16 protein-coding genes and 1 other RNA gene are annotated in these 16,883 nt (G+C 70.8%); all 17 read left to right on the plus strand.

The genetic code is table 11. The annotated features are described in order from the left end of the window. Positions 1-144 precede the first annotated feature (144 nt). The 17 genes from ACE3TA_RS19475 to ftsW all read left to right on the plus strand — a co-directional run bounded on the left by ACE3TA_RS19475 (position 145) and on the right by ftsW (position 16,877). Entirely contained in the window at positions 145-1,347 is a 1,203-nt protein-coding gene (locus ACE3TA_RS19475) for an acyl-CoA dehydrogenase family protein (RefSeq protein WP_374576000.1), read from the plus strand. Positions 1,348-1,499: 152 nt separating this feature from the next. Beyond that, a complete protein-coding gene (locus tag ACE3TA_RS19480) occupies positions 1,500-2,645 on the plus strand; it encodes an acyl-CoA dehydrogenase family protein (RefSeq protein ID WP_374576001.1) in 1,146 nt (381 codons plus the stop codon). Positions 2,646-2,650: 5 nt separating this feature from the next. Beyond that, entirely contained in the window at positions 2,651-3,244 is a 594-nt protein-coding gene (locus tag ACE3TA_RS19485) for a DUF3052 domain-containing protein (RefSeq protein ID WP_374576002.1), read from the plus strand. Between the two features lie 132 nt (positions 3,245-3,376). Next, positions 3,377-4,270, plus strand: a complete 894-nt coding sequence (locus tag ACE3TA_RS19490; protein ID WP_374576003.1) for a DMT family transporter — start codon at positions 3,377-3,379, stop codon at positions 4,268-4,270. Between the two features lie 6 nt (positions 4,271-4,276). Beyond that, positions 4,277-4,996 (plus strand): N-acetylmuramoyl-L-alanine amidase, encoded by a 720-nt coding sequence (locus ACE3TA_RS19495; protein ID WP_374576004.1) that lies wholly within the window; start codon positions 4,277-4,279, stop codon positions 4,994-4,996. Beyond that, the gene (locus ACE3TA_RS19500; RefSeq protein WP_374576005.1) at positions 4,996-5,598 is read left to right on the plus strand and encodes an FMN-binding negative transcriptional regulator; all 603 of its coding nucleotides are present in this window, start codon (positions 4,996-4,998) and stop codon (positions 5,596-5,598) included. Before ACE3TA_RS19495 ends, ACE3TA_RS19500 begins: the two co-directional genes overlap by 1 nt. Next, positions 5,595-6,155 (plus strand): GNAT family N-acetyltransferase, encoded by a 561-nt coding sequence (locus ACE3TA_RS19505; protein WP_374576006.1) that lies wholly within the window; start codon positions 5,595-5,597, stop codon positions 6,153-6,155. Before ACE3TA_RS19500 ends, ACE3TA_RS19505 begins: the two co-directional genes overlap by 4 nt. A 34-nt stretch (positions 6,156-6,189) precedes the next feature. Further along, an RNA gene (gene rnpB / locus ACE3TA_RS19510) (RNase P RNA component class A) lies at positions 6,190-6,574 on the plus strand. A 276-nt stretch (positions 6,575-6,850) separates the two neighbouring features. Further along, positions 6,851-7,321: a division/cell wall cluster transcriptional repressor MraZ gene (locus ACE3TA_RS19515; protein ID WP_374576007.1), complete on the plus strand. Its 471-nt coding sequence runs from the start codon at positions 6,851-6,853 to the stop codon at positions 7,319-7,321. Next, complete coding sequence (gene rsmH, locus ACE3TA_RS19520; RefSeq protein WP_374576008.1) at positions 7,318-8,250, plus strand: 16S rRNA (cytosine(1402)-N(4))-methyltransferase RsmH; 933 nt, start codon at positions 7,318-7,320, stop codon at positions 8,248-8,250. The genes ACE3TA_RS19515 and rsmH overlap by 4 nt, the downstream gene beginning before the upstream one ends. After that, complete coding sequence (locus tag ACE3TA_RS19525; RefSeq protein WP_374576009.1) at positions 8,247-8,570, plus strand: cell division protein; 324 nt, start codon at positions 8,247-8,249, stop codon at positions 8,568-8,570. Before rsmH ends, ACE3TA_RS19525 begins: the two co-directional genes overlap by 4 nt. Further along, positions 8,567-10,324, plus strand: coding sequence for a peptidoglycan D,D-transpeptidase FtsI family protein (locus ACE3TA_RS19530; protein WP_374576010.1), 1,758 nt, complete (start codon positions 8,567-8,569; stop codon positions 10,322-10,324). The genes ACE3TA_RS19525 and ACE3TA_RS19530 overlap by 4 nt, the downstream gene beginning before the upstream one ends. After that, on the plus strand, positions 10,321-11,778 hold the full coding sequence (locus ACE3TA_RS19535) for a UDP-N-acetylmuramoyl-L-alanyl-D-glutamate--2,6-diaminopimelate ligase (RefSeq protein WP_374576011.1): 1,458 nt from the start codon (positions 10,321-10,323) through the stop codon (positions 11,776-11,778). The genes ACE3TA_RS19530 and ACE3TA_RS19535 overlap by 4 nt, the downstream gene beginning before the upstream one ends. Beyond that, on the plus strand, positions 11,771-13,168 hold the full coding sequence (gene murF, locus ACE3TA_RS19540) for a UDP-N-acetylmuramoyl-tripeptide--D-alanyl-D-alanine ligase (RefSeq protein WP_374576012.1): 1,398 nt from the start codon (positions 11,771-11,773) through the stop codon (positions 13,166-13,168). Before ACE3TA_RS19535 ends, murF begins: the two co-directional genes overlap by 8 nt. Continuing rightward, entirely contained in the window at positions 13,168-14,277 is a 1,110-nt protein-coding gene (gene mraY / locus ACE3TA_RS19545; RefSeq protein ID WP_374576013.1) for a phospho-N-acetylmuramoyl-pentapeptide-transferase, read from the plus strand. Before murF ends, mraY begins: the two co-directional genes overlap by 1 nt. A gap of 15 nt (positions 14,278-14,292) precedes the next feature. Next, on the plus strand, positions 14,293-15,708 hold the full coding sequence (gene murD, locus ACE3TA_RS19550; protein WP_374576014.1) for a UDP-N-acetylmuramoyl-L-alanine--D-glutamate ligase: 1,416 nt from the start codon (positions 14,293-14,295) through the stop codon (positions 15,706-15,708). Next, a complete protein-coding gene (gene ftsW / locus ACE3TA_RS19555) occupies positions 15,705-16,877 on the plus strand; it encodes a putative lipid II flippase FtsW (RefSeq protein WP_374576015.1) in 1,173 nt (390 codons plus the stop codon). Before murD ends, ftsW begins: the two co-directional genes overlap by 4 nt. Positions 16,878-16,883: the final 6 nt, after the last annotated feature.

The raw sequence follows: 16,883 nt of genomic DNA on the forward strand, positions 1-16,883 counted from the left end.
GATGCAAGCGGCTCTTCGCCTGCAAGCGGTTGTGCGCGCCGATCGCAGGAAACGCCTTACGTTGACGTTAGCGTCATCTTCCCAAGCGTCCGCCTTCCGCCTATGGTCCGCGCCGCCGAAAGAAGCGCCGCTTGGGAGCCATTCATGAACCTCGACTTTTCGCCCGAAGACATCGCGTTCCGAGAGGAGGCGCGCCGGTTCATCGCTGAGAACTATCCCAAGGCCCTGCGCGACAAGCAGGACCGCGGCGAGACGCTCGGCAAGGAGGACTATCTGTCCTGGCACCGGATCCTGGCCAAGAAGGGCTGGTCCACGCCGTCCTGGCCGAAGGAATGGGGCGGCACCGGCTGGACGCCCACGCAGAAGTACATCTGGTCCGAGGAACAGGCCCGCGCCGACACCATCGGCATCCTGCCGTTCGGCGTGTCGATGCTGGCGCCGGTGATCTACACCTTCGGCACCCAGGAGCAGAAAGAGACGTTCCTGCCGGGCATCCGCGACGGCCTGGTGTGGTGGTGCCAGGGCTATTCCGAACCCGGCGCGGGTTCGGACCTGGCCAGCCTGAAGACCAAGGCCGAACGCATCACCGGCGACGACGGCAAGGAATACTACCTGGTCAACGGCCAGAAGACCTGGACCACGCTCGGCCAGTTCGCCGACTGGGGCTTCTTCCTGGTCCGCACCGACCCGAACTCCAAGCCGCAGTCGGGCATCTCCTTCCTCCTGGTCGACATGAAGACCCCGGGCATCGAGGTGCGGCGCATCACGACCCTGGAGGGCGGCCACGAGGTCAACGACGTCTTCCTCGACAACGTGAAGGTGCCGGTCGAGAACCGCGTCTTCCACGAGAACCAGGGCTGGACCTGCGCCAAGGCGCTGCTCGCCCATGAGCGCACCGGCATCGCCGGCGTCGCCCGCTCCAAGCGCGGCTTGGAGCGCATCCGCCAGATCGCCACGACCGAGCTGTCGGACGCGGGCGCCCCGCTGCTCGCCGACCCGTTCTTCAAGCGCAAGGTGGCCGAGCTGGAGATCGACCTGACGGCGCTGGAGTTCACCGAGCTGCGCACCCTGGCCGGCGAGTCGAGCGGCAAGGGCCCGGGGCCGGAATCCTCGATCCTCAAGATCAAGGGCACCGAGATCCAGCAGCGCCTGCAGGAACTGGCCCTGGAGGCCGCCGGCCACTACGGCGCGCCGTTCGGCCACGGGATCGGCCACAACGCCGGGATCGGCCCGACCTACCTGCAGGACGCCAACGGCCTCTACTTCAACGGCCGCAAGACCTCGATCTACGGCGGCTCCAACGAGATCCAGCGCAACATCATCGCCAAGATGGTGCTGGGCCTCTGATCGCCCCGGGGAGGGCGTCCAGCCCTCCCGTTCGGCCCATTTCGGGCTTGACCGACGCTAGGCAGGCGCCGTCGAGGTAGGTTTCGACCGGACGCCAGAACAGACATCCCGCCCGGCCCGCAAGGGCGCGCGGCCAGGAGGAGACAAGAACAGTGGATTTCAGCTTCACCGAAGAACAGTCGATGCTGCGCGACACGGTCGCGGCCTATCTGACCGACAACTACGGCTTCGACGCCCGCCGCGCGGCGGTGGCCAGCGACGCCGGCTGGCGACCCGAGGTCTGGAAGGCCTTCGCCGATGAGCTCGGCATCCTGGGCGCCTCGTTCTCGGAAGAGCTGGGCGGCCTGGGCGGCGGCCCGATCGAGAACATGGTGGTCATGGAGGAGTTCGGCAAAGCCCTGGTGGTCGAGCCCTATCTCGGCACCGTGGTGATCGGCGGCGGCTTCATGAAGCACTCCGACTACGCCGGCGCGGCCGACGTGATCGGCAAGATCATCGGCGGCGAGATGACCATCGCCTTCGCCTTCGCCGAGCCGCAGGCCCGCTACACCTGGCAGGACCTGAAGACCACCGCCAAGAAGGACGGCGCCGGCTATGTGCTGAACGGCGCCAAGGCCGTGGTGATCGGCGCGCCGTGGGCGACCCATCTGGTGGTGACCGCCCGCACCGGCGGCGGCCAGCGCGAGGCCCAGGGCGTGTCGGTGTTCCTGGTCGACAAGTCGGCCAAGGGCGTGATCACGCGCGACTATCCCACCGTCGACGGCCTGCGCGCCTCGGAAGTGACCTTCGAGAACGTCGCCCTGGGCGCCGACGCCCTGATCGGCTCCGAAGGCCAGGGCCTGCCGCTGGTGGAGAAGGTGCTCGACGAGGCCGTCGTGGCCACCTGCGCCGAAGCCTGCGGCGTGCTTCGCAAGCTGCATGAAGGCACCCTGGAATACACCAAGCAGCGCAAGCAGTTCGGCGTGCCGATTTCCAGCTTCCAGGTGCTGCAGCACCGCATGGTCGACATGTTCATCCAGATGGAGCAGTCGATCTCGATGACCTACATGGCCACGATCAAGCTTGGCGACAGCGACATCGAGCGGGCCAAGGGCGCCTCGGCGGCCAAGGTGCAGATCGGCAAGGCCTGCAAGTTCGTCGGCCAGAACGCCATCCAGCTCCACGGCGGCATGGGCATGACCGACGAAATGGCCATCGGCCACTACTTCAAGCGCGCGACCATGATCGAGAGCGCGTTCGGCTCGACCGACCACCACCTGGCCCGCTACGAGGGCCTGTCGCTGGGCAAGGCCGCCTAGGCGGGATGGGCAAGGAGGCCCACGTCCGTGCGGTCCTGGCGGACGGCGCGGACGAGGGCCGCCTGCAATACGAGCCCCCGAAGCTGATCTTCCGCGGCGCGGCGCGACGGGTGTTCGACGCCGCCGCCCTGGCCGGCGTGCGCGCCGAGGGCGGGGATCTGGTGCTGGCCGACGGTTCGCGCTTCGGTCTCGGCGCAAAAGCCGCGGAGAGCTGGGCCCAGGCGATCCTTCATCCGAAGAGCCGGCTCGACAAGCTGGGCGTCAAGCCCGGCCAGCGGGTGGCGATCCTGGGCGTGGACGACGCCGGCATCGCCGGCGAGGTCGCCGGGCGCGGCGCCGTGCTGGCGCACGACCTTTCGGGCCTGGACATCCTCTTCTACGGCGCTGACGACGCGGCCGCCCTGGCGCGGATCGGCCAGCTGGCCCCGGCCCTCGCGCCGAGCGGGGCGATGTGGGTGGTCTCGCGCAAGGGCAAGGCCGCCACCATCAAGGACGTGGAGGTCATGGCCGCGGCCAAGGCCCATGGCTTGGTGGACAACAAGGTCTGCGCCTTTTCCGACACCCTGACGGCGCTGCGCTTCACCCGCCGCCGCAGTTGAGGCGGGGCGACGCCGCCGTCTCGGGAACCGGGCGGCCCTCCCGTTGTGTCGGCGGCGCATGTTCGCGGAAGAATCGTCGACCGGCCGCCGGGGCCGCTTGCGGAGCTTGTTGGAACCGGGCTTAAGGCGCCCATGCCGCTCCGCGACTTCGCCCTGATCGTTCTCGTCTGCCTGGTGTGGGCGTCGAACAACATCATCAGCAAGTTCGTGGTCAGCGTCATGGACGTGCCGCCCTTGTTCTATGCGGCGGTGCGCTTCGCCGTGGTGGCCGCGGTGGTGTTCCCCTGGCTGCGGCCGATGCCCCGGCCGCGCTGGCGGCTGATCGTCGTATCGCTCCTGATGGGCGGCGCCAGCTTCGCCTTCACCTTCATGGGCCTGAAGGCCTCTACGCCCTCCGCCGCCGCCGTGGTCATGCAGCTCGGCGTGCCGATGACCACCATCCTGTCGGTGCTGATGCTGGGTGAGCGGGTGCGCTGGCGCCGCGGCCTGGGCATCGCCCTGACCTTCGCCGGCGTGCTCTGCGTGATGTGGAATCCCGAAGGTCTGAAGCTGTCGGGCGGGCTGATCTACATCGTCATCTCGGGCTTCTTCGGCGCCCTCGGCGCGGTGATGATGAAGCAGATGGAGGGCGTGAAGCCCTTGCAGTTCCAGGCGTGGGTGGGGGTCTCCTCGTTCCCGCCGCTGGCGCTGGCCTCGGCGCTGCTCGAGCCCGGACAGGTGCAGGCCGCCCTCGGCGCGGGCTGGCCCTTCGTCGCGGCGGTGCTGTTCTCGGCCCTGGTGGTCTCGGTGCTCGGCCACACCACCTACTACGGCCTGATCCAGCGCCACGAGGCCAACCTGATCGCCCCGCTCACCCTGATCACGCCGCTGGCCACCATCGGCCTCGGCGTCCTGATCACCCATGACCCGTTCGGCTGGCGCATGGCGGTGGGCGCGCTGGTGGCGCTCAGCGGCGTGCTGATCATCGCGCTGCGGCCCAACCAGGTGATGCCGCTGTTGCTCGCCGTGCGAAACCGCGTGCAATAACCGGTCATGGACTTCATCGACGCGCCCTCGCCGAACTTCGACGCCCGCACCAGCCCGCCGGACATCATCGTCCTGCACTACACCGGCATGCGCACGGGCGAGGAGGCGCTGGAGCGCCTGCGCGACCCCGAGGCGAAGGTCTCGGCCCACTACATGGTCGAGGAGGACGGGCGCGTCTTCCGCCTGGTGCCCGAAGAGCGGCGCGCCTGGCACGCCGGCCGCTCGTTCTGGAAGGGCGTCACCGACGTCAACGCCGCCTCGGTGGGGGTGGAGATCGTCAATCCGGGGCACGAGTTCGGCTACCGGCCCTTTCCCGACGCCCAGATCGCCTCGGTGATCGCGCTGGTGGGCGACATCCGCTCCCGCTGGAGCGTGGACGACGCGCGGATCGTCGGCCACGCCGACGTCGCGCCCGAGCGCAAGGAGGACCCGGGCGAGCTCTTTCCCTGGAAGCGCCTGGCCGAGGCCGGCCACGGCCTGTGGGCCGAGCCGCCGCCAGCGCCCGGCGAGCCGCTGGGGGAGGGGGCCGAAGGCGCCGGCGTCTTCGCCCTGCAGGCGGGCCTGACGCGGCTGGGCTACGACAGCGCGCCGTCCGGCCAGTACGACGCGCACACCGCCGCGGTGGTCCGCGCCTTCCAGCGCCACTGGCGCCAGGAGCGGGTGGACGGGATCGCCGACGGCGAGACCCGCGCGCGGCTGATCGCGCTGTTGCGGGCGGCGGCCTGATGCATCCGGCGGCGGCGTTCAGGATCGAGGACCGGGCCGCGCTCTTGGCGTTCCTGGCCGAGCGGCCGTTCGTCACCCTGGCCGCCGCGCCGCAGGGACGCCCGCTGCTGGCCCACGCCCCGCTGGTCGTGCGCGACCTGCCCGAGGGCCTGGCGCTGGACTTCCACCTGTCCCGCAACAACGCCCTGGCCGGCCATGTGGCGCAGGGCTTCGCCGCCGTGGTCGCGAGCCTCGGGCCGGAAGCCTACGTCAGCCCCGACTGGTACGCCTCGGCCGACCAGGTCCCCACCTGGAACTACGTCGCCGTGGAGGCTGAGGGCCCCGTCGCGCCGCTGGACGAAGAGGCGACCATCCGGCTCCTCGACGACCTGTCGGCCCAGGAGGAGGCCCGGCTCAAGCCGAAACCTGCCTGGACGCGCGGCAAGATGAGCCCGGGCCGCTTCGAGGCGATGCTGAAAGGGATCGTCGGCGCCCGGCTCGCCGTCGAGCGGCTGGAAGGCACCTTCAAGCTCTCGCAGAACAAGTCGGCCGAAGACCGCGCCGGCGTCGTCCGCGCCCTGGCCGGCCGCCCGATCGGCGGGCTGATGGAGGAGCCGTCGTGAGCCTGGAACTCACCCGCGATCCCTTGGAGTGGCGCACCGAGCGGTTCGTCATGCGGCCGCTGGAACGGACCGACGCGCCGGAGCTGCTGGCGCTGTTCGGCGATCCGGCGGTGGTGGAGTTCATGGACATCGATCCGCTGGAGGATCTGGAGGAGGCCTACGGCGTCATCGACTGGGCCCAGTCGCGGCGGCGAGAGGGCCTTGGCGCGCGCTGGTCGATCCGGCCGGAGGGCGGCGGGCCGCTGATCGGCACCTGCGGCTTCAACACCCTGGAGCTGGAGCGCGGCCGGCGCGGCGAGGTGGCCTACGACCTGGCGCGGGCCTATTGGGGCAAGGGCGTGATGAGCGAGATCCTGCCCGAGCTGGTGGGCATCGGCTTCGACGGGCTGGAGCTGAGGCGGCTGGAGGCGTTCGTCACGCCGGGCAACGCGGCCTCCTGCCGGCTCTTGGAGCGGCACGGCTTCGCCCGCGAGGGGCAACTGCGCGACCACGGCTTCTGGAAAGGCCGCTTCTGGGACCAGTTCATCTACGCCCGGATCGATCAGCGGGCAGATTGACGCCGGCGGCCTTCGGCCCCACTTTCCGCGCGGATCAGACGGCCGGGCGGTCGCTCTCGCCGCAAGGCGGGGGAGGAAAGTCCGGGCTCCACTTCGACATGGCGGCGGGTAACGCCCGCCGGGGGCGACCCCAGGGATAGCGCCACAGAAAGCAAACCGCCTGCGCCTCGGCGCGGGCAAGGGTGAAAGGGTGCGGTAAGAGCGCACCGCGGCTCCAGCAATGGAGACGGCATGGCAAGCCCCGCCAGGAGCAAGACCGAATAGGGGCGCTGCGCCGGCTTCGGCCGGCAGGGCTGTCGTAGGCCCGAGGCGCCCGGGTAGGTCGCGAGAACCGTCCAGCAATGGGCGGTCCAGAGGAATGATCGCCGCGCCGGCGCTCGCCGGCGGCACAGAACCCGGCTTACAGGCCGTCTGATCCCTTCCATCCCCGCACGGACGAACGCCGCGCCGCTATACTTGGCGTGTTCGATGTATGTTCTGTGGAATATTTATGGGCGTTAACCATAACTCGCTGCGACATCTAGGTATTTGTCCCAAAATGGCGCTGAGAGTCATTGTGTCCCAATTCGTCCCGTGTTAACCCAAACACCATTCGCTAACCAAGCCGATCCGTCGCCCGTGGGGGCGCTGGCGACGACGTCGGGGTGAAGGGACCGGCGGCCGATGGCGGGGCCGCAAACAGGGGTTGGGGCGAGATGTTTCTCTCGACCTTCGAAAAGCAGCTGGACTCCAAACGGCGCCTGGTCGTGCCGCAGGATTTCCGCGCCGCCGTGTCCGGCCCCTTCGACGGCGTCTTCTGTTTCCCTTCCATCGAATCCGACTGTATCGAGGGCGGCGGCAAGGCCCTGTTCGACCGCTACGGCGGGGTGATCGAGGAGCTGGATTTCGGCGATCCCCTGCGCACGGCGCTGGAGACTTCGGTGCTGGGCGGCATGGCCAAGTTGTCGTTCGACACCGCCGGCCGCATCACCCTGCCGGAGACCCTGTGCGAGATGTTCGGCCTGACCGACTGGGTGGTGATCGTCGGCCTGGGGGAGCGGTTCCAGATCTGGGAGCGCGAGGCCTTCCAGGCGCATCGCGCCGCCCAGCGCGAGGCCGCCCGCGAGGGGCTGGCCCAGCTTCGCGCCCAGCAGCGCGCCGCCCGCGCGGCGGGAGGCGCGGCGTGAGCGAGCCCCATGTCTCGGTGCTGCTGGGTGACGTGGTCCGCGCGCTGGAACCCGCCCCCGGCAAGCTGATCATCGACGGCACCTTCGGCGCCGGCGGCTACACCCGCGCCTTCCTGGCGGCCGGAGCGGACGTGGTGGCCTTCGACCGCGATCCGACGGCGCGGCGGTTCGCCGAGGGGCTGGAGGCTGCGCGCTTCCGCCTGGTCGAGGCGCGGTTCTCGCAGATGGACGCCGAGCTGGGCGAGGGCGCGGCCGACGGCGTGGCTCTGGACCTGGGCGTCTCGTCCATGCAGCTCGACGAGGCCGAGCGCGGCTTCTCCTTCATGCGCGACGGGCCGCTGGACATGCGCATGGGCGCCGACGGGCCGACCGCCGCCGACATCGTCAACACAGCCGACGCCGCCGAACTCGCCCGCATCTTCTTCGTCTACGGCGAGGAGCGTCAGTCGCGCCGGGTGGCCGCCGCGATCGTGCGCCGGCGGACCGAAGCCCGCTTCGAGCGCACCCTGGACCTGGCCGAAGTGATCGAGCGCGCCCTGGGCGGGCGGCGCGGGGCCAAGGTGCATCCGGCCACCCGCTGCTTCCAGGGCCTGCGCATCGCGGTCAACGAGGAACTGAGCGAGCTGGAGGCGGGCCTCGCCGCCGCCGAGCGGGTGCTGAAGGCCGACGGGCGCCTGGCGGTGGTGACCTTCCATTCGCTCGAGGACCGGATCGTCAAGGGCTTCCTGGCGGCGCGGGCCGGGCGCACCCCGGCGGGCTCGCGGCACCTGCCGCCGGCCGAGGCCGGCGCGGCGCCCAGCTTCGAGCTTCTGTTCAACGGCGCGCGCTCGGCCTCCGAGGAAGAGATCGAGGCCAACCCGCGCGCCAGGTCGGCCAAGCTGAGGGCGGCGGTGCGCACGGCCGCCCCTGTGTGGAGGGCGGCGGCGTGAGCGTGCTGAATGCGAAAATCCGGGGCTTCCGGCTGATCGACGTGATCGCCGCGGCCCTGCTGATCGCCCTGGTGCTGGGCGTCTACCTGGCCAAGACGGTGGCCGGCAAGGAACGCGCCGAGATCGCCAGCGTCGAGCAGCAGATCCACCTGGAGAAGACGCGCATCCGCCTGATGCAGGCCGAGGTGGCGCACCTGGAGGAGCCCTCGCGCATCGAGCGGCTGGCGACGACCTACCTGCACATGGAGCCGGTGCAGGCCAAGCAGGAAACGACGCCCGCCGGGCTCACCGAGATCGCCGAGAGCGAGGCCAAACCATGAGCCTGCATCATTCCGGTCTTGGAGGCGTCTCTCCGCCCGGCCTGCGCTGGGTGTCTTCGCATTTGTGGCGCATCGAGCACGCCTTCGAGCGGGCGCGGGCCGCCGGCAAGGCCGAGGACGACACGCGCATCCGCATCTTCTTCGTCGCCGCCCTGTTCGCGGCCGGCTTCCTGACCCTGGCGGTGGGGGCGACGCGCGCGGCCCTGTTCGCCGACGCCGGCCGCAGCGGCGCCGCCTGGGCGGGCGGCGGGACCGCGCGGGCCGACATCGTCGACCGCAACGGCGAGCTGCTGGCCGCCGACCTGCCGCACTACGGCCTCTACATCGACTCCAGCGAAGTCTGGGACGTGGACGAGACCCGCCGTTCGATCCGCCGCGCCCTGCCGGAGGTGTCGCCGCAGCGCCTGGAGAAGGCCCTGCACTACGGGCGGCGGATGTACGTGATCGGCGGGCTGACCCCGGCGCAGAAGGCCGGCGTGCACGAGCTCGGCCTGCCCGGCGTGATCTTCGATCCCGAGCAGCGGCGGGTCTATCCGCTGGGCCACACCGCCTCGCACCTGCTGGGCTTCGCCGACACCGGCGGCCAGGGCTTGGCCGGCGCGGAACTGGCGCTGAACGACACCATCCGCGGCGCCGTCGCCAACCATCAGCCGGTGGCGCTGTCCATCGACCTGCGCGTCCAGGCGGCCCTGGAGGACGAGGTGCGCAAGGCCGCCCTGGAGTTCCATCCCAAGGGCGCCGTGGGCATCGTGACCAACGTCCACACCGGCGAGATCCTGGGCCTGGCCAGCTATCCGGACTTCGACCCGAACCGGCCGGGGGACTTCAGCGACGCCGATCGCCTCGATCGCGCCGCAGCCTCGGTCTACGAGATGGGCTCCACCTTCAAGGCCTTCACCGTGGCGATCGGCCTGGATACGGGCGTGGCCACGCCCAACTCCACCTTCGACGCGCGTCAGCCCTACCAGCTCGGCTACCGCACCATTCACGACTACCACGCCACCCATAAGATCCTGACCCTGGTCGAGGTCTTCCAGCACTCCTCGAACATCGGCACGGCCAAGCTCGCCGAGTCGATCGGCGGCGACCGCCTGAGCAGCTATTTCGAGGCGCTGGGCCTGACCAAGCCGGCCAAGGTGGAGCTGGAGGAGTCGGCCTATCCGCTGACGCCGAAGAAGTGGGACATGGATGCGGTGGCCTCCACCTCGTTCGGCCACGGCATCGCCGTGAGCCCGTTGGCCGTGGCGCGGGCCATGGGCGCGCTTCTCAACGGCGGCACGCTGGTGCCGCTGACCATCCGCAAGCTGGCTCCCGGCGATCGTCCGGACGGCCCGCGCGTGGTCTCCGAGAGGACCTCGGCGGAAATGCTGCAGATCATGCGCGCCAACGTCACCGGCGGCAGCGGCAAGAGCGCCAACGTGCCGGGCCTGTCCGTCGGCGGCAAGACCGGCACCGGCGAGAAGTACGAACCCTCGATCCGCGGCTACAGCCACGACAAGCAGGTCTCCTCCTTCGCCGCCACGTTCCCGACCGACGGGTCGGTCGACGCGCCGCGCTACTTCGTCATGATCCTGCTGGACGAGCCGCACGGCGACTCCGCGACCTACGGCTTTTCGACCGGCGGCTGGGTGGCCGCGCCGGGCGTCGGCCGGGTGATCAACCGCATCGCCCCGTTCCTGGGCGTGCCGCGCAGGTACGAACCGAAGCTGATCACCGCCCAGGCCGACCCGGCGACCATCGGGGAGGGGCTGTGAGCGCGCTGCTCTCATCCCTGGTCCGGCGCGACCTGACGGTCGATCCGATGATCGCGGCGGTCACCGCCGACAGCCGCAAGGCCGGTCCCGGCGTGCTGTTCGCCGCCCTGCCGGGGACCAAGGTGGACGGCCGCGACTTCATCCCCGCCGCCCTGGCGGCCGGGGCCGCGGCGGTGATCGCCGCCGAGGACACCGCCGAGCTTGCCGCGCCGCTGATCCGCACGCGCGATCCGCGCCGGCTCTACGCCCTGGCCGCGGCCGCCCTGCACGGGCGCCAGCCCGACACCTGCGTGGCGGTGACCGGCACCAACGGCAAGACCTCGGTCGCCGCCTTCTGCCGGCAGATCTTCAACCACGCGGGCCTGCGGGCCGCCAGCATGGGCACGCTCGGCGTACGCGCCACCGGGCCGGACGGCTTCGACGACCAGCTCACGCCCCCCGGCCTGACCACGCCGGACGCCGGCGACGTGGCCGCGCTGCTGGCCGCCTTGAAGGACCTCGGGGTGGAGCGCCTGGCGCTGGAGGCCTCGTCCCACGGCATCGACCAGCGCCGCCTGGACGGGGTGAAGCTGGCCGCCGCCGGCTTCCTGAACCTCACCCAGGACCACCTGGACTATCACGGCGATATGGCCAACTACCGCAAGGCCAAGCTGCGCCTGTTCGAGACGCTCCTGCCGCGCGGCGGGACCGCCGTGCTGAACGCCGATTCCGACGCCTTTCCGGCCTTCGCCGCCGCCGCGGTCCAGGCCGGCCAGACCGTCTTTTCCGTCGGGACGGCCGGGCAGGGGCTGCGCCTCGCCGAACGGGCGATGACGCCGCGCGGCCAGCGCCTCACCCTGGCCTACGACCGCCGTTCGTTCGAGGTCGAACTGCCCCTGGCCGGGGCGTTCCAGGCCGGCAACGCCCTGGTCGCGGCCGGCCTTTGCCTGGCGGCCGGCGTCGGGATCGATGACGTGGTCTCGGCCCTGGCGACGCTGCAGGGCGCGCCGGGCCGGCTGCAGCGCGTGGGGCGCGGCCCCCGGGGCGGCGAGGCCTATGTCGACTACGCCCACACCCCGGACGGCCTGGAGACGGTGCTGAAGGCGCTGCGCCCGCACGTGGCCGGGCGGCTGATCGTGGTGTTCGGCGCCGGCGGCGACCGCGACCGGGCCAAGCGCCCGCTGATGGGCGCGGCGGCGGCGAACTTGGCGGACGAGGCCATCGTGACCGACGACAATCCCCGCAGCGAGGATCCGGCCGCGATCCGCGCCGAGGTGCTGGCCGGCGCGCCCGGCGCGCGCGAGGTGGGCGACCGCCGCGAGGCGATCGGCGCGGGCGTCGCCGAGCTTTCCGAAGGCGACGTGCTGGTGGTGGCCGGCAAGGGCCACGAGCAGGGCCAGATCATCGCCGGCGTCACCCATCCCTTCGACGACGTGGCCGAGGTGGCCGCGGCGCTGGAGGCGGCCCATGGCTGAGCCGCTCTGGACCTCCGAGGAGATCGCCCAGGCCACTGGCGGCGCCGTGTCCGGCGGGGCGTTCGCCGTTTCGGGCGTGTCCATCGACACGCGCACGATCGAGCCCGGCGACCTCTTCGTCGCCCTGGCCGGCGCGCGCGACGGCCACGAGTTCGTCGGCCAGGCCCTGGCCAAGGGCGCGGCGGGCGTGCTGGCCGCCCGGCCGGTGGACGCCCCCGCCGTCGTCGCGCCCGACACGCTGAAGGCCCTGGAGGCGATGGGCGTGGCCGCCCGCGAGCGGGCGCCGCAGGCGCGCCGCGGCGCGGTGACCGGCTCGGTGGGCAAGACCAGCGTCACCCAGGCGGTGCGGGCGGGCCTGCTGCGCGCCGGCCGCGGCCACAGCTCGGTCAAGTCCTACAACAACCACATCGGCGTGCCGCTCACCCTGGCGCGGATGCCCCGCGACACCGAGCGGGCGGTGTTCGAGATCGGCATGAACCACGCCGATGAGATCCGGCCCCTCTCGCGCATGGTCCGGCCGCACGTGGCGGTGATCACCACCGTGGGCCCGGTGCACGTGGAGAACTTCGCCGAGGGCGAGCGGGGCGTGGCCCTGGCCAAGGCCGAGATCTTCGAAGGGCTGACGCCCGGCGGCCTGGCGATCCTCAACGCCGACAACGCATGGTTCGACCTGTTGAAGGCCGAGGCCGAGAAGGCGGGCGCGCGGGTGGCGAGCTTCGGGACGGGCGAGGGGTGCGACGCGCGGCTGACGGATTTCCGCGTCGCCGAGGGCCGCGCGGTGGTGAGCGCGCGCCTGCATGGCGAGCCCTTGGAGTTTCCGATCCTGCAGACCGGCTTCCACTGGGGGCCGAACAGCATGGCCGTGCTGCTGATGCTGGAGGCCCTGGAGGTGAGCCGCGCCGACGCGGTGGCCGCCCTCGGCGCCTTCGAGCCCCTGGCCGGCCGCGGGGCCGAGCGCCAAGTGCGCCTGGCCGGCGGCGCCTTCACGCTGATCGACGAGAGCTACAACGCCAATCCGGTGTCGATGGGCGCGGCCTTCGCCTCGCTCGGCGCGCGGCGGACCAAGGGGCGGCGTATCGTCGCGCTCACCGACATGCTCGAGCTTGGCCAGGACGCGCCCGCCTTCCACGCGGCCCTGGCGGGGCCTTTGGCCGAGGCCGGCGTCGATCTCGTATTCTGCGCCGGGCCGATGATGAAATCCCTCTGGGACGCCCTTCCGTCGACTCGTCGGGGCGGCTACGCCGAGACCGCTGAGGCCCTCGCGCCTCAGGTCGTCCGGGCCGTAGAGCCAGGCGATGTGGTGATGGTGAAGGGGTCCAACGGCTCGAAGGCCGGGGCGGTGGCGGCCGCCCTGGTCGAGGTCGACGCCGTGTCGGGGGAGACTGCCTGATGTTCTACTGGCTGTACGAGCAGGCTGCCGCCGGCGGGCATGTCCCGATCCTCAACGTATTGAAATACATCACCTTCCGCACGGGACTGGCGATCTTCACCGCCCAACTCGTGGTGGTGATGATGGGCTCGCGCTTCATCCGCTGGATGCAGGCCAAGCAGGGCAAGGGCCAGCCGATCCGCGCCGAGGGCATCGAGCGCCACGTGGTCGAGAAGGCCGGCACGCCGACCATGGGCGGGGTGATGATCCTGGCGGGCGTGTCGGTAGGCACGCTCTTGTGGGCCGACCTGACCAACATCTACGTCTGGGCCGTGCTGCTGGTCACCCTGGGCTACGGCCTGCTGGGCTTCCTGGACGACTACGCCAAGGTGACCAAGCAGACCACGGCCGGCATCTCCGGGCGCGCGCGGCTGTTCCTGGAGGCGCTGATCGCCGTGGCTGCGGTGACCATGCTGGTGCTGTGGGGCGCGCGGCCGCCCGAGGCGCCGAACCTGTCCACCTCGGTCGCCTTCCCGGTGTTCAAGGAGCTGCTGATCAATCTGGGCTGGTTCTACCTGGCCTTCGCCGCCTTCGTGATCGTCGGCGGGGCCAATGCGGTGAACTTCACCGACGGCCTGGATGGCCTGGCCATCGTGCCGGTGATGATCGCCTCGGCGGCGTTCGGCTTCATCGCCTACCTGGTCGGCAACTTCGTCTTCGCCCAGTACCTGCAACTCCACTTCGTGCCCGGCGTGGGCGAGGTGGCGGTGTTCTGCGGGTCCATGATCGGGGCGGGCCTGGGCTTTCTCTGGTACAACGCCCCGCCGGCCAAGATCTTCATGGGCGACACCGGCGCCCTGGCCCTGGGCGGGGCGCTGGGCGCGGTGGCCGTGGCCACCAAGCATGAGATCGTGCTGGGCATCATCGGCGGTCTCTTCGTCTTGGAGACCCTGTCGGTGATGATCCAGGTGGCCTCGTTCAAGCTGACCGGCAAGCGGGTGTTCCGCATGGCGCCGATCCACCACCACTTCGAGAAGCTGGGCTGGTCCGAGTCCACCGTGGTGATCCGCTTCTGGATCATCGCGGTGATGCTGGCGATGCTCGGCCTCGCCACCCTGAAGCTGCGGTAGGGGGGCGGCGCGCGCATGATCCCGGTCCGCGGATTCGAAGGCAAGACGGTCGCCGTGTTCGGCCTGGCCCGCACGGGCCTGACCGCCGCGCACGCGCTGGTGGCCGGCGGCGCCAAGGTCGCGCTCTGGGACGAAAAGCCGGCCGCCCGCGCCGCCGCCGAGGCCGAGGGCCTGCCGCTGGTGGACCTTGAGGCCGCCGACTGGTCCGAGTTCGCCGCCCTGATGCTGTCGCCGGGCGTGCCGCTGACCCATCCCAAGCCGCACTGGACCGTCGAGCGGGCCAAGGCCGCCGGGGTCGAGATCCTCGGCGACATCGAGCTCTTCGCCCGCACCGTGAACGCCGCGCCCGAGCACAAGCGGCCCAAGGTGATCGCGGTCACCGGCACCAACGGCAAGTCGACCACCACGGCCCTGATCGGTCACGTCTGCGCCGCGGCCGGCCGCGACGCGCGCATCGGCGGCAACATCGGCTTCGGCGTGCTCGGCCTGGACGACATGCACGGCGGGGCGGTCTACGTGCTGGAGCTGTCGTCCTACCAGCTCGACCTGACCTCGAGCCTGAAGCCGGACGTCGCCATCCTGCTCAACATCTCGCCGGACCACCTGGACCGCCACGGCGGCATGGACGGCTATGTCACGGCCAAGCGCCGGATCCTTCTGAACCAGGGCAAGGGCGACACCGCCGTGATCGGCGTGGACGATCCCTGGGGCCAGCAGATCTGCACCGAGATCACCGCCGCCAACCGCCGCACCATCGTGCCGATCTCGGCCAGCAAGGCGATCGGCCGCGGCGTCTACGCCCTGCAAGGCCTGCTCTACGACGCCACCGGCGAGCGGGCGGTGGAGGTCGCCGACCTTCTGCAGGCGCGCTCGCTGCCGGGCCGCCACAACTGGCAGAACGCCGCGGCCGCCTACGCCGCGGCGCGCGGCATCGGCCTGTCGCCCGAGGAGGCGGCCGACGGCCTGCTGACCTTCCCAGGCCTGGCGCACCGCATGGAGATGGTGGGTCAGATCGGCCGTGTGCGCTTCATCAACGACTCCAAGGCGACCAACGCCGACGCCGCCCGCCAGGCGCTGTCGAGCTATCCGAAGGTCTATTGGATCGCCGGCGGCCGGGCCAAGGACGGCGGCATCGACGACCTGGTCGATCTCTTCGGCCGCGTCGAGAAGGCCTATCTGGTGGGCGAGGCCGCGCCGGCCTTCGCCCGTACGCTGGAAGGCCGCGCGCCGAGCGTGCAGAGCGGCACGATCGAGGCCGCCGTCGCCCAGGCCCTGGCCGACGCGCGCGCCTCGGGCGAGGAGGCGGTGGTGCTGCTCTCGCCGGCCTGCGCCTCGTTCGACCAGTTCACCGACTTCGAGGCCCGTGGCGAAGCGTTCCGCGCCGCGGTGCAGGCCCTGGCCATGCCGGCGGCCAAGGGAGCCACGGCATGAAACCGTCGCAGGCCCACGCCTTTTCGCGCAACGACCGCTCCACCTTCGGCGTGTGGTGGTGGACCACCGACCGCTGGCTGCTGGGCGCGGTGGCGGTGCTGATCTCGCTGGGCGTCTTGATGTCGTTCGCCGCCAGCCCGGCCGCGGCGGCGCGGATGAACGTGGGCGATCCCTTCCACTTCGCCGTGCGCCAGTGCGTGTTCGCCGTCGGCGCGGCGGTGATCGTCGTCGCCGTCTCCATGCTGAGCACCCAGGGGATCAAGCGCGCGGCGTTCTTCATCTACCTGGTGGCGATCGGCATCATGATCGCCCTGCCGTTCATCGGCCACAACGCCAAGGGCGCCACGCGCTGGCTGGAGTTCGGCGGCTTCACCCTGCAGCCGTCGGAGTTCATGAAGCCGGCCCTGATCATTCTGGTCGCCTGGATGTTCGCCGAGGGCCAGAAGGGCGAGGGCGTGCCGGGCGTCACCATCGCCTTCGTGCTCTACCTGCTGTCGGTGGGCCTGCTGCTCATCCAGCCCGACGTGGGCCAGACCGTGCTGATCACCGTGGCCTTCGGCGCGGCGTTCTGGATGGCCGGCGTGCCGCTGAGCTGGGTGATGCTGCTGGGCGGCACGGCGATCGCCGGGCTCTCCAGCACCTATTTCCTGTTCCCCCACGTGGCCAGCCGCGTGGACCGGTTCCTAAGCCCCGACAAGGCCGACACCCATCAGGTGGACCGCGCGGCCGAAGCCATCGCCGCCGGGGGCCTGTTCGGCCGCGGGCCGGGCGAGGGGGTGATGAAGCGCCATGTGCCCGACCTGCACACCGACTTCATCTATTCGGTGGGCGCCGAGGAATACGGCCTGGTGTTCTCGCTGCTGCTGATCTCGCTGTTCGCCTTCGTGGTGATCCGCGGGCTCTACAAGTCGATGAAGCTGTCCGATCCGTTCGAGCAGGTGGCCGCGTCCGGCCTCTTCGTGCTGGTGGGCCAGCAGGCTTTCATCAACGTGGCGGTGAACCTGAACATGATCCCGACCAAGGGCATGACCTTGCCGTTCATCTCCTATGGGGGCTCGTCCATGCTGGCGATGGGCCTGACCATGGGCATGGCTCTGGCGCTGACCCGCCGCCGGCCGGGCGCCTATTCCCAGATCGACGGCCTCGCCAAAGCCGGCTCCTTCGCTTAAAGGCCA

Origin of the sequence: Phenylobacterium sp. (assembly GCF_041916435.1) — a bacterium.
In the GTDB taxonomy this organism is placed as follows: Bacteria; Pseudomonadota; Alphaproteobacteria; order Caulobacterales; family Caulobacteraceae; genus Phenylobacterium.